Here is an 11766-nt window from a genome sequence, read left to right on the forward strand (position 1 = left end):
AAGACCTTGCTGATCTGAAGACCTCCGTGGGCTCGGGCCTCGCCGGGCTGACGCGTCGCTGTGCCCGCCGGCCGCGGACACGCGCCATAATGGTCGCCATGGCATCCTCCTCGACCGTCCGCAGCTATGCGGACCCGTGGCCGCACGCCGACGGCGCGACGCCGCCGCGGCTCCCTGCCGAGCTGATCCCCGGCCACGTCGCCGTCGTCATGGACGGCAACGGCCGCTGGGCCAACCAGCGCGGACTGCCGCGGACCGAGGGCCACCGGGCCGGCGAGCAGGCGCTGATGGAGGTGATCGCCGGCGCTGTGGAGGCCGGCGTGTCGCATGTCAGCGTCTTCGGCTTCTCCACCGAGAACTGGAAGCGATCTCCGCAGGAGGTCCGCTTCCTGATGGGCTATTCGCGGGACGTGATCCGGCACCAGGCCCAGGTGCTGCACTCCTGGGGAGTGCGCGTGCGCTGGAACGGCCGGCGCCCGCGGCTGTGGAAGTCGGTGATCCGCGAGCTCGAGGCGGCCGAGGATCTGACCAAGGACAACGACCGCTGCACGCTGACGATGTGCGTCAACTACGGCGGCCGGGCCGAGATCACCGACGCGGCCCGGGAGATCGCCCGCAAGGCCGCCGACGGCCGGCTGGACCCCGAGCGGATCCGCGAGTCCACCCTGGCCGCGCACCTCGACGAGCCCGATCTGCCCGACGTCGACCTCTTCCTGCGCAGCTCCGGCGAGCAGCGGATCTCCAACTTCCTGCTCTGGCAGTCGGCCTACGCCGAGATGGTCTTCCTCGACGTGCTCTGGCCGGACGTCGACCGCACCACGCTGTGGCGTGCGCTGGACATCTACGCCCGCCGCGACCGCCGCTACGGCGGCGCCGTGGATCAGGTGCCCGGGGCCTCCTCGCCGGAGGAGGGGGAACCGACTCAGGGGACGTCGGCGTCCTCCGGAGGCGCCGCGGGCGCCGGAGCCTCCGGGCCGTAGGCGCTCAGCCAGCGCAGCATCGCGTCCAGCGCCGTCCGGCGCACCGGCGCCCGCGAGGCGAAGACGTCGTGCAGCGCCCCCTCGATCCGCGTCACGGTGACCTGCGGACCGAGCCGGACGGCGCGGCGGGCCAGCACCTCGACGTCGAGCACGGCGTCGGAGGTGGTCAGCTCCTCGCTCCAGCGTCGCTGGTAGCGGGTCTTCTCGGAGAGCAGCACCAGCACCGGCACGGTGATGTCCAGGCCCGCGGCCACCGCCCGGTGTCCGGCGACGACGGCGCGCATCCACCCCGGCGCCATCGGGAACGACTTCCGCGGGCGCCAGCGCGGATGCAGCCGCCATTCGCCGCGCGCCTCGACGGAGAGCGAGCGCCAATAGTGGTCCAGCCGGGGCAGCGAGAGCGGCCGGTCGGGATCCAGGCGGGTCAGCGGGGCCGCCAGCGCCTCGACCGCGGTGCGCGCCGGGGCGTCGCCGGGCATCTCCAGCCAGGGGCTGTTGAGCACCAGGGCCGAGGCGCGGCCGGGATGCCGGTGGCTCCACAGCGCGACGACGAGCCCGCCGGTGGAGTGCGCGTGGATCACCGGTGCCGGAGCCCCGGGGTTCTCCTCGGCGATGATCGTCAGCGCCGCGTCGAGCTCCTCGTCGTACCGGGCCAGATCGTCGATGTAGCCCGGGGTCTGCCAGGGGCGCAGGCTGCGGCCGTAGCGCCGCAGGTCCAGGGCGTAGAAGCGTCGTCCCGCCGCGCTGAGCCGACGGGCCAGCGGCAGGTTGTAGAAGTAGTCCGACCAGCCGTGCACGTGCAGCACCGGGGCGGCGGGCACGGCCGCGGCGTCGTGCCGGGATCCCGGAGCGCGGCCCGGCTCCTCGTCCAGCCGCACCAGCGTGGCCGCGGCCGGACCGGCGCCGTCGTCGGCCAGCGGCAGCGTCCGGCGGGAGCAGCCGTCCAGCACGTCGGAGACCCACGCGCCCGGCGGGGTGTCGCCGAGCAGGGCGTCGTCGAGGGATGAGGCCGCGGCGCGGCGGCAGGGGTCGTCGGCGGAGACGTCCATGACGGCATGCTATCGGGCCGCCCGTCGGAGGAGGCCGGACGACGCGGGGCGGTGTCGACGGCCCCGGGACTGCGGACGCTTAGGATGGAGCCATGCCGACAGCGCGCCCCATCTCCTCCCGCGCGGACGCCCGCTCCGCCGCTCCGGTCTATTCGCGGCTCTTCCGCACCGTCCTGTCCCGGATGGATCCCGAGGACGCCCACCGGCTGGTGGTCGCCGGGCTGCGGCTGGCGGACCGTCTCGGCGCCTCGGCCGCCGTCGCGCGGCTCACCCGGCCCGCGCCGAGTCTGCGGACCCGGGCGCTGGGCCGCGACTGGCCCTCGCCCTTCGGCCTGGCCGCCGGCTTCGACAAGGGGGCCGCGGCGGTGCTCCCGCTGGCGGCGCTGGGCTTCGGCCACATCGAGATCGGCACGGTCACGGCCCGGGCCCAGCCGGGGAACCCGCGACCGCGGCTGGCGCGGCTGGTCGCCGATCGCGCGCTGATCAACCGCATGGGCTTCAACAACGACGGCGCGGTCGAGGTGCGGAGCCGGCTGCAGGCGATGCACCGGCGCGCCGAGCGGCTGCGCGCGGCCGGACGCCATGTGCCGGTCATCGGAGTGAACATCGGCAAGACCAAGGCCACGCCGCTGGAGGAGGCGGTGGAGGACTACCGCTTCTCCGCGCGCCAGCTCGCGCCCTGGGCGGACTACCTGGTCGTCAACGTCTCCTCGCCCAACACCCCGGGTCTGCGGCAGCTGCAGGACATCGAGTCGCTGCGTCCGCTGCTGCAGGCAGTGCGCGAGGCCGCCGACGCGGCGACGGAGGAAGCGGGCGGGCCGCGGGCGCCGCTGCTGGTGAAGATCGCCCCGGACCTCGCCGACGCCGACGTCGACGCCGTGGCGGATCTGGTCGCGGACCTGGGGCTCGACGGCGTGATCGCGACCAACACCACGATCTCCCGCGACGGGCTGCGCACCTCCGCCGCGCAGGTGGAGGCCGCCGGCGCGGGCGGGCTGAGCGGTCCGGTGCTGGCCGCCCGCGCCGAGGAGGTGCTGGTCCGCCTGCGTCGGCGTCTGCCGGCGGAGGCCGCCGTGATCTCCGTCGGCGGCGTGGTCGACGCCGCCGACGTCGACCGTCGTCTGCAGCTGGGCGCCGATCTGGTGCAGGGCTACAGCGCCTTCATCTACGAGGGGCCGCTGTGGGTCCGGAGGATCAACCGCGGGCTGGCCGCTCGGCGGGTCAGCTCGGGTGCTCGCCGCGCTTGACCTGCGGCTTCGGCAGGCGCAGCCGGCGGATCTGCAGCGTGCGCATGATCGCGTAGAAGCGGATGCCGCGCTCCGGCTCGCCGAACTTCTCCGCCACGCGGCGGCGTGCGGCGCGGGCGACGAAGAAGGCCTCGATGAGGACCACCAGCACCATCGCCCAGAGCACGCCGGACATCAGCATGCGCAGCTGCTCGGCGACGATCAGCGAGATGAACAGGAAGACGATCACCACGACGAGCATCCACTCGGCGATGCCGGTGCGCGCGTCGACCCAGTCGCGCACGAAGCGGCGCTGGGCCCCGCGGTCGCGCTCGGGCAGGTAGCGCTCGTCGCCGGTCTCCATCGCCTCGCGCTGCTTGGCGCGCAGCTCGCGCATCTTCTCGCGCTGGGCCTGCTTGGACGCCTTCTTCTCCGCGCGGCTGCCGGCGACGAGCGGCTGCTTCCGCGCCGCCACCTGGTCGCGGCGCTTCGGGGTCGGGCGGCCCTTGGGCTGGGGCTTCCGGGGCGCGTCGGCGCCGTCGTCGGCCGCCGCGGCGTCGTGGCCGGCGGCGTCGGCGTCGCGGTCCCGGGCATCCTGGTCGGTCTGCGTCTTCTGTCGTCTGAACACCCCGCCAGTGTAGCGGGAATGAACCGGAGCGCCGTCGGGTTGGTACGGTGAAGAGGACGGGCATGCGAGGTGTCCGACGCCTCGGGCGGTCCGGCCTCTCCCGGTCGATCCGTCCGTCCGCATCGTCCGGACCAGCACTGACCAGTGCTGCGCCGATCGCCGGGCTCCGGCGAGGGCCGGGGCCGATCGGCATGACCAGCACTGACGTTCCTCACGAGAGAGGTGCACGCGATGAGCACGCCCACCCAGGAAGTTGCAGAGACCCCCGGCGCGGTCGAGGGCCGCCCCGTCCACCAGGTCGAGCTGACCGACGCGGCCGCCGAGAAGGTCGGCTCGCTGCTGGAGCAGGAGGGCCGCCAGGACCTGCGCCTGCGCGTCGCCGTGCAGCCCGGCGGCTGCTCGGGCCTGATCTACCAGCTGTACTTCGACGAGCGGGTGCTCGACGGCGACGCGCTGCGTTCCTTCCAGGGGGTGGAGGTCATCGTCGACAAGATGAGCACCCCCTACCTCGAGGGCGCGACCATCGACTTCGAGGACTCGATCTCCAAGCAGGGCTTCACGATCGACAACCCCAACGCCGGAGGCTCCTGCGCCTGCGGCGATTCGTTCCACTGATCATCCGCTGATCTGCGGAGGGAGCGGGCGGGAGATCCTGCCCACATCCGCACGCTGCCGAGGCTCCGTCCGACCGGCCGTCACCGAGGTGGCGCGCCGGACGGGCGGAGCCTCAGTGCGTCCGGCCCCTGTCCCGCCGCGCCGCGGCGCGGCGGTCGGGTGACGTCGGCGCCCGAGGCGGCCGCCGTCGATCCAGGTCACCCGGGCTCCTCCGCGGATCACACCGTGTCATAGCGGACCGCCGGGGGCGGCGAACTACTACAGTTGGTAGTAATCTTGTGGTCGAAGCGTCCAAGGTCGTTCCGTGCCGCGGCTCGCCGGGTGCTGCCGAGCACCCGCCCGGGTCGACGGCCCTGCCCCGCTGAGGCGGGGGAGGGGCGGCCCCATCACGTGTCGAGCACGTTCGCACACCGAGGAAGAGGAAGGGCCGTCTGTGAGTTCGGAGAGACGAACCGGCAGCCGAGGCCAGCGCGCAGTGAAGGGCATCGCACTGGCCAGCGCGGCGGCACTGGTGCTGACGGGCTGTTCGGAGCAGGTCCAGCGCGGCTGGCTGCCCGGAAGCCGAGAGACCACCAGCAATACTGCTGAAATCACTGATCTGTGGGTCAACTCCTGGATCGCCGCTCTGGCGGTGGGTCTGCTGACCTGGGGTCTCATGCTGTGGTGCATGGTGGCCTACCGTCGCCGCAAGGGTGATTCCGGCTACCCGCGCCAGCTGGCGTACAACATCCCGCTGGAGATCATGTACACGATCGTGCCGCTGGTCATGGTCGGGGTGCTCTTCTTCTACACCGACCAGGTGCAGCGCTCGGTCGACTCGGACGAGGAGGAGCCCTCGCTCGTCGTCGACGTCCGCGGCAAGCAGTGGTCCTGGGACTTCAACTATGAGTACGACGGCGAGCAGCGCTACTCGGTCGGCGTCCAGGGCCAGCTCGACGGCGAGTCGGGCGCGCAGGAGGACCTGCCCACGCTCTACCTGCCGGTCGACGAGCCGGTGGAGTTCCAGCTGAACTCCCGCGACGTCGTCCACTCGTTCTGGATCCCGGCGTTCCTGCAGAAGCGGGACATGGTGCCCGGCCGCACCAATGAGATCCACCTGACCCCGCAGGAGGTCGGCAGCTTCGACGGCAAGTGCGCCGAGCTCTGCGGCGAGTACCACTCGGAGATGCTGTTCAACGTGGAGGTCGTCGAGGAGGACGAGTTCCGCGAGTACCTCGAGACGCTGCCCGAGGGCCACCTCGGCGACGAGTACGATCGCAACACCAACCGTCACGACGACGTGACCGCGACCGAGGGGGACTGAGCGTGGCGACCTACGAATACAGCGCCGACGACGCGCGCGAGATCGCGCCGGTCGTCCCGCGTTCCAAGGGTCAGATCGTCGTCAGCTGGCTGTCGACGACGGACCACAAGATCATCGGGTACATGTACCTGATCGCCTCCTTCCTCTTCTTCTGCATCGGCGGCGTCATGGCGCTGCTGATCCGCGCCGAGCTCTTCGAGCCGGGCATGCAGCTGCTGGAGACGAAGGAGCAGTACAACCAGCTGTTCACCATGCACGGCACGGTGATGCTGCTGATGTTCGCGACGCCGCTGTTCTCCGGCTTCGCCAATGTGGTGATGCCGCTGCAGATCGGCGCCCCCGACGTCTCCTTCCCGCGGCTGAACGCGCTGGCCTTCTGGTTCTTCCTGTTCGGCTCGCTGATCGCCGTCGCGGGCTTCCTGACCCCGCAGGGCGCGGCGTCCTTCGGCTGGTTCGCCTATGCGCCGCTGGCCGACACCACGTATTCGCCGGGAGTGGGCGGAGACCTGTGGGTCTTCGGCCTGGCGCTCTCCGGCTTCGGGACGATCATGGGCGGCGTCAACTTCATCACCACGATCATCTCGATGCGTGCGCCGGGCATGACCATGTGGCGCATGCCGATCTTCACCTGGAACACGCTGATCACCGCGATCCTAATCCTGATGGCCTTCCCGCCGCTGGCCGCGGCGCTGTTCGGCCTGGGCCTGGACCGGCGCTTCGGCGGCCACATCTTCGACCCGGAGTCGGGCGGGGCCATCCTGTGGCAGCACCTCTTCTGGTTCTTCGGACACCCTGAGGTCTACATCATCGCGCTGCCGTTCTTCGGCATCGTCTCCGAGATCCTGCCGGTGTTCAGCCGCAAGCCGATCTTCGGGTACAAGGGTCTGGTCTACGCGACCATCAGCATCGCCGCGCTCTCGGTGACCGTGTGGGCCCACCACATGTACGTCACCGGTGCGGTCATGCTGCCCTTCTTCGCGCTGATGACGATGCTCATCGCCGTGCCGACCGGGGTGAAGTTCTTCAACTGGGTCGGCACCATGTGGCGCGGCTCGATCACCTTCGAGACGCCGATGCTGTGGAGCCTCGGCTTCCTGGTGACCTTCCTGTTCGGCGGACTGACCGGCATCATCCTCGCCGCCCCGCCGCTGGACTTCCACATCTCGGACAGCTACTTCGTCGTCGCCCACTTCCACTACGTGGTCTTCGGCACCGTGGTCTTCGCGATGTTCGCCGGCTTCTACTTCTGGTGGCCGAAGTGGACGGGCAAGATGCTCAATGAGCGGCTCGGCAAGATCAACTTCTGGATGCTCTTCGTCGGCTTCCACGGCACCTTCATGATCCAGCACTGGCTCGGCGTGATGGGCATGCCGCGGCGCTACGCCGACTACATGCCCGAGGACGGGTTCACCGCGATGAACCAGTTCTCCTCGGTCTTCGCCATGATCCTGGGCGCCTCGCTGATCCCGTTCTTCTGGAACGTCTGGGTCACGCACCGGAAGGGCAAGAAGGTCCTCGTCGACGACCCGTGGGGCTTCGGCGCCTCGCTCGAGTGGGCGACCTCCTGCCCGCCGCCGCGCCACAACTTCTACTCGCTGCCGCGCATCCGCTCGGAGCGCCCGGCCCTGGACCTGCACCACCCGGAGCTCTCCGACCGGCACAGTGAGCGGTCCCCGGCCGGCTCGGTGTTCGGCCCGGCCGATCAGAAGGACAAGGAAGGCATCTGATGAAGATCAACGCGACTCTCTTCGGCTCGCTGGGCGCCTTCGCCCTGGTGATCGCCTTCGTCTACGGCTTCGTGACCGGCTTCGAGGAGCTGGCGGGCTTCCCGCTGCTGCTGCTCACCGCCGGGCTGGGCTTCATGCTGTGGTTCTACCTGCGGCTGACGGCCAAGCACCACCACGTGATGGACGGCGACAATCCCGAGGGCGAGATCCACGAGCAGGCCGGTGTCTACGGCGACTTCGCCCCGTGGAGCTGGTGGCCGCTGGGGCTGGGCTTCTCCAGCGCCATGGTGTTCTTCGGCATGGCCATCGGCTGGTGGTTCTTCTTCCTGGGCTGCATCCCGGCGCTGTTCTTCGTCACCGGCTGGGTGATGGAGTACAACCGCAAGCGCTACGCGCACTGAGCCGCGGCGCGGCACGCGTCCGGCAGGACGCATCTCACACGACGGCGGGCCCGTCGCGGACACGCTCCGCGGCGGGCCCGCCGTCGTGTGCGCGCTAGAATCGTGCCCATGAGCATCCGCCCCATCACCATCCACGGCGAGCCGGTGCTGCATCGTCGTGCCGCCGAGGTCAGCGTCGTCGACGAGGAGATCCGCACCCTCGTCGAGGACATGTACGAGACGATGGACGCCGCCCACGGCGTGGGCCTGGCCGCCCCGCAGGTGGGGGTGGGGCTGCGTCTCTTCACCTACACGTATCCGCCGGCCGGCCCCGGGCTGCCCGCCCGCGGGGTGTTCATCAATCCGCGGCTGCGGCTGATCGGCCGCGTCTCGCAGGAGGAGCCCGACCGCGACGAGGAGAGCGAGGGCTGCCTCTCGGTCCCCGGCTACGGCTTCCCGCTGAAGCGCAGCCACCACGTGGAGATCAGCGGGCTCGACGCCGACGGCGAGCCGGTGTCCTTCGAGGCCACCGGCTGGTTCGCGCGGATCCTGCAGCACGAGTACGACCATCTCGACGGCCGGCTCTACGTGGACCGGCTGAACTCCCGCTGGACGCGGCGCTGGAAGAAGGCGCTGAAGCGCGAGGGATGGACGGTTCCGGGCCACACCTGGACGCCGGGCGTCGACCGGGATCCCTTCGGCCACGACGACCCTGACGAGCCCGACGAGGCCGAGGACGAGCCGCGCGCCGCGCAGGACGACGGCGCCCCGGAATCTCTCGCGCCCCGCGGCGCCGACGTCGGCCCGCGCGAGGCCGACTGACGCGCCGGCGATCTCCGGGCGGCGTCGGAGCCGCCTCAGGGCAGCTTCAGAGCCGTCTCGGACGCACGCTCAGGCGCGGCCGGAGGTCGTGTAGTCCACCCAGCGGCGCAGGACCTCGGCGGCGGCGCCGGCGTCGATCGCGGCGGCCGCCCGGGCCATGTTGGTCTGGATCCGCTCGGGCAGCGGGGCGGCGTGGTCCTCGTCGAGGGCGGTGAGACCCGCGGCGGCGTTGAGCAGCACCGCCTCGCGCACCGGGCCGGGCTCGCCGGCGAGGACCGAGCGCACCAGGGCGGCGTTCTGCGCGCCGTCGCCGCCGGCCAGCGCCTCCACCGGCCGCCGGGCCAGCCCGAACTGCTCCGGAACGATCTCGTGGTGGGCCACCTCGCCGTCGCGGACCTCCCACAGGTCGGTGGCCGCGGAGGTGGTGATCTTGTCGCGTCCGTCGCGGCCGCGGAAGACCATGCCGCGGGTGCCGCGGGCGGCCAGCACCTCGGCCATCCGCGGGGCGAGGCGTTCGTGGGCGCAGCCCAGCGCCTGGGCCGTGACCCGGGCGGGATTGGTCAGCGGTCCGAGGAAGTTGAAGATGGTGCGCACGCCCAGCTGGCGACGCACCGGGCCCACATGGCGCATGGCCGGGTGGACCGATCCGGCGAAGAGGAACGTGATGCCGACCTCGTCGACGGCGCCGGCGATGGTCTCGGCGGCGGGGGAGAGGTCGACGCCCAGCGCCTCGATGACGTCGGCGGCGCCGGCGGTGGTCGACGCTCCTCGATTGCCGTGCTTGACCACCCGTGCTCCGGCCCCGACGGCCGCCAGCGAGGACATCGTCGAGATGTTCACCGTGCCGAGGCGGTCGCCGCCGGTGCCCACGATGTCCAGCGTCGGGCCGGGCACCGGCACCGGAACCGCCTTGTCGAGCATCGTGGCGCTGAGGCCCACGAGCTCCTCGGCGGTCTCGCCCTTGGCGCGCATGGCGATGAGGAAGGCCGCGACCTCGCTGTCGGCGAGCTCGCCGCTCATCAGGCGATCCATCGCCCAGGCGGCGGTCGCGGTGCTGAGGTCGCGGTCGGCGAGCAGCGTCTCGAGCAGCTCGGGCCAGCCGCCCGGCAGCGGGGCGGGACTCGAGGCGGACGACTCGTCGGGGCGCGGGGTGGTCTCGGCTGCGTCACTCACGACGCCAGGATATCCCGCAGCACCGCGGCCGGCTCTCCCCGTGTCGCCGCCGGGCGGCGTGCGACCCCGGCCGGGACCCGTCGCGGACCCCCGCGGAGGTCCCGGCCGGGCCCTCCGTCCGCCTCGTTGTTCGACACATCGTAGAAATTTCGGTCACATTCACGACGCCGGTCGATGCCGCGCTCCCCGATGCTGGCGGGGGATCGGCCTGCTGACGTGGAATCGAAAGCCCGCCACGCGCCGGCGAGAGATGGCGAAGACCGCCGCATTCAGGCCATAATGTCTTCGTGACGTCTGCAACCCAAGCCCCCAATGTCCCGGCGCGCACTCTGCCCAACCGGCCGAACATGGTCTCGGTGGGCACCATCGTGTGGCTCACCAGCGAGCTGATGTTCTTCGCCGGGCTGTTCGCGATGTTCTTCACCCTGCGGTCCTCGCAGGCCGAGATGTGGTCCGAGTACAGCGCGCAGCTCGACCTGCGGCTCGCGACGCTGATCACCGTGATCCTGGTGGCCAGCTCGGTGACCGCGCAGTTCGGCGTGTTCGCCGCCGAGCGCCATCAGCCCCGCCGCACCGGATCGCTGCTGAACGTCAAGGGCTGGGGGATGGTCGAGTGGTACATCCTGTCGTTCCTCATGGGCGCGGTCTTCATCGCCGGTCAGACCTTCGAGTTCGCCGAGCTGGTCCACCACGGGGTGACGATCCAGACGAACTCCTTCGGCTCCGCCTTCTACATCACCACCGGCTTCCACGGCCTGCACGTGATCGGCGGGCTCGTCGCGTTCTGCTTTGTGATCGCCCGGGCCTACTTCAGCGTGAAGTTCACCCATAAGGAGGCCAGCGCGGCGGTCGTCATCTCGTACTACTGGCACTTCGTCGACGTCGTGTGGATCGCCCTGTTCGGCGTCGTCTACATCCTGCCGACCGTCATCTAGCACGCACCCGCAGCGACGGCGCCGGCAGGCGACCGACACCCGTCCACTCGACTCGCGCTCCGCGGGCGGAGCGCAGGTCCCGCACCGAGAAGTTAGGACACGGCACGTGAAGGCACTCTCACAGAAGCGTCGCCACCCGTTCGCCGGCGTGGCACTGCTCCTCCTGGGTCTGTTGATGACCGGAGGTCTGTATGCCGCCGCCACCACGATCAACGAGGCGCAGGCCAGCAGCGAGGCGCAGGAGCACTCGGCCTCGGACATCGACGAGGGGGAGAAGCTCTTCGCGGCCAACTGCGCGAGCTGCCACGGGATCAACGCCGCGGGGACCGAGGACGCTCCCTCGTTGATCGGCGTCGGCGCGGCCTCGGTGGACTTCCAGGTCGGCACCGGCCGCATGCCCATGCAGATGCAGGGCCCGCAGGCGCAGCGCAAGCCGGCCCAGTTCAACGACGAGCAGACCCAGCAGCTGGCCGCCTATGTGGCCTCGCTGGGCGCCGGCCCGTCGGTGCCGGAGGAGGAGCACCTCGACGCCGAGGAGGGCGACGCCACCCGGGGCGGCGAGCTGTTCCGCATCAACTGCGCGATGTGCCACAACGCCGCGGCGGCCGGCGGTGCGCTCACCGAGGGGAAGTTCGCCCCCTCGCTGCACGGCGTCGAGGAGAAGCACATCTACGAGGCCATGCTCGTCGGCCCGCAGAACATGCCGGTCTTCAACGACGCCAATATCCCGCCCGAGGACAAACAGGACATCATCGCCTTCCTGAAGACCTACGAGTCGCAGGGCACGCCCGGCGGCTTCGCGCTCGGCTCGCTCGGGCCGGTGTCGGAGGGGCTGTTCGTCTGGAGCGGCGGCCTGGCGCTGCTCATCGGCGCCATGGTCTGGCTGACCTCCCGGTCGTCCTGATCCCCGCCCGGCGGTGAGCATCAG

General features: G+C 71.0%; 12 protein-coding genes. 9 read left to right on the top strand and 3 right to left on the bottom strand.

Translation table 11 applies throughout. The annotated features are described in order from the left end of the window. The first annotated feature begins 89 nt into the window (after positions 1-89). Positions 90-980, top strand: a complete 891-nt coding sequence (locus tag ABD652_RS10005; protein WP_425574573.1) for an isoprenyl transferase — start codon at positions 90-92, stop codon at positions 978-980. On the opposite strand, the gene ABD652_RS10010 is transcribed toward ABD652_RS10005, so the two are convergent. Further along, positions 923-2029, bottom strand: a complete 1107-nt coding sequence (locus tag ABD652_RS10010) for an alpha/beta hydrolase (protein ID WP_344720830.1) — start codon at positions 2027-2029, stop codon at positions 923-925. The two genes, ABD652_RS10005 and ABD652_RS10010, sit on opposite strands and share 58 nt — an antisense overlap. Positions 2030-2121: 92 nt before the next feature. On the opposite strand from ABD652_RS10010, the gene ABD652_RS10015 reads away from it, so the two are divergent. Beyond that, positions 2122-3276 carry a quinone-dependent dihydroorotate dehydrogenase gene (locus tag ABD652_RS10015; protein ID WP_344720833.1) on the top strand — a complete coding sequence of 385 codons (1155 nt, stop codon included), beginning with the start codon at positions 2122-2124 and terminating at the stop codon, positions 3274-3276. Here the strand turns inward: ABD652_RS10015 and ABD652_RS10020 are convergent. Continuing rightward, positions 3251-3883, bottom strand: coding sequence for a DUF3043 domain-containing protein (locus ABD652_RS10020; protein WP_344720836.1), 633 nt, complete (start codon positions 3881-3883; stop codon positions 3251-3253). The two genes, ABD652_RS10015 and ABD652_RS10020, sit on opposite strands and share 26 nt — an antisense overlap. A gap of 231 nt (positions 3884-4114) precedes the next feature. On the opposite strand from ABD652_RS10020, the gene ABD652_RS10025 reads away from it, so the two are divergent. The 5 genes from ABD652_RS10025 (at position 4115) to def (ending at position 8730) form a co-directional block, all read left to right on the top strand. Next, entirely contained in the window at positions 4115-4498 is a 384-nt protein-coding gene (locus ABD652_RS10025; RefSeq protein WP_153143805.1) for a HesB/IscA family protein, read from the top strand. Positions 4499-4931: 433 nt separating this feature from the next. Next, positions 4932-5801, top strand: a complete 870-nt coding sequence (ctaC, locus tag ABD652_RS10030) for an aa3-type cytochrome oxidase subunit II (RefSeq protein WP_344720839.1) — start codon at positions 4932-4934, stop codon at positions 5799-5801. 2 nt (positions 5802-5803) lie between these two features. Further along, a complete protein-coding gene (gene ctaD / locus ABD652_RS10035; RefSeq protein WP_344720841.1) occupies positions 5804-7528 on the top strand; it encodes an aa3-type cytochrome oxidase subunit I in 1725 nt (574 codons plus the stop codon). Next, the gene (locus ABD652_RS10040; protein ID WP_344720843.1) at positions 7528-7929 is read left to right on the top strand and encodes a cytochrome c oxidase subunit 4; all 402 of its coding nucleotides are present in this window, start codon (positions 7528-7530) and stop codon (positions 7927-7929) included. Before ctaD ends, ABD652_RS10040 begins: the two co-directional genes overlap by 1 nt. Positions 7930-8037: 108 nt before the next feature. Beyond that, the gene (gene def / locus ABD652_RS10045) at positions 8038-8730 is read left to right on the top strand and encodes a peptide deformylase (protein ID WP_344720845.1); all 693 of its coding nucleotides are present in this window, start codon (positions 8038-8040) and stop codon (positions 8728-8730) included. A 69-nt stretch (positions 8731-8799) separates the two neighbouring features. Here def and trpD read toward each other — a convergent pair whose 3' ends face one another. Then, positions 8800-9903 (bottom strand): anthranilate phosphoribosyltransferase, encoded by a 1104-nt coding sequence (gene trpD, locus ABD652_RS10050; RefSeq protein WP_344720847.1) that lies wholly within the window; start codon positions 9901-9903, stop codon positions 8800-8802. Between the two features lie 287 nt (positions 9904-10190). Here trpD and ctaE point away from each other — a divergent pair, with 287 nt between their 5' ends. Together ctaE and qcrC are read left to right on the top strand one after the other, a co-directional pair. Continuing rightward, positions 10191-10838 carry an aa3-type cytochrome oxidase subunit III gene (ctaE, locus tag ABD652_RS10055; RefSeq protein WP_344720849.1) on the top strand — a complete coding sequence of 216 codons (648 nt, stop codon included), beginning with the start codon at positions 10191-10193 and terminating at the stop codon, positions 10836-10838. A 106-nt stretch (positions 10839-10944) separates the two neighbouring features. Further along, positions 10945-11742, top strand: a complete 798-nt coding sequence (gene qcrC / locus ABD652_RS10060; RefSeq protein WP_344720851.1) for a cytochrome bc1 complex diheme cytochrome c subunit — start codon at positions 10945-10947, stop codon at positions 11740-11742. Positions 11743-11766: the final 24 nt, after the last annotated feature.

The organism is Nesterenkonia halobia, assembly GCF_039536005.1.
GTDB classification, from domain to species: domain Bacteria; phylum Actinomycetota; class Actinomycetes; order Actinomycetales; family Micrococcaceae; genus Nesterenkonia; species Nesterenkonia halobia.

Excerpts from the sequence above, each read along its gene's own strand:
- def (WP_344720845.1), top strand. The coding sequence starts at position 8,038 with ATGAGCATCCGCCCCATCACCATCCACGGCGAGCCGGTGCTGCATCGT.
- ABD652_RS10025 (WP_153143805.1), top strand. The coding sequence starts at position 4,115 with ATGAGCACGCCCACCCAGGAAGTTGCAGAGACCCCCGGCGCGGTCGAG.
- ABD652_RS10005 (WP_425574573.1), top strand. The coding sequence starts at position 90 with ATGGTCGCCATGGCATCCTCCTCGACCGTCCGCAGCTATGCGGACCCG.
- ABD652_RS10015 (WP_344720833.1), top strand. The coding sequence starts at position 2,122 with ATGCCGACAGCGCGCCCCATCTCCTCCCGCGCGGACGCCCGCTCCGCC.
- ABD652_RS10040 (WP_344720843.1), top strand. The coding sequence starts at position 7,528 with ATGAAGATCAACGCGACTCTCTTCGGCTCGCTGGGCGCCTTCGCCCTG.
- ABD652_RS10010 (WP_344720830.1), bottom strand. The coding sequence starts at position 2,029 with ATGGACGTCTCCGCCGACGACCCCTGCCGCCGCGCCGCGGCCTCATCC.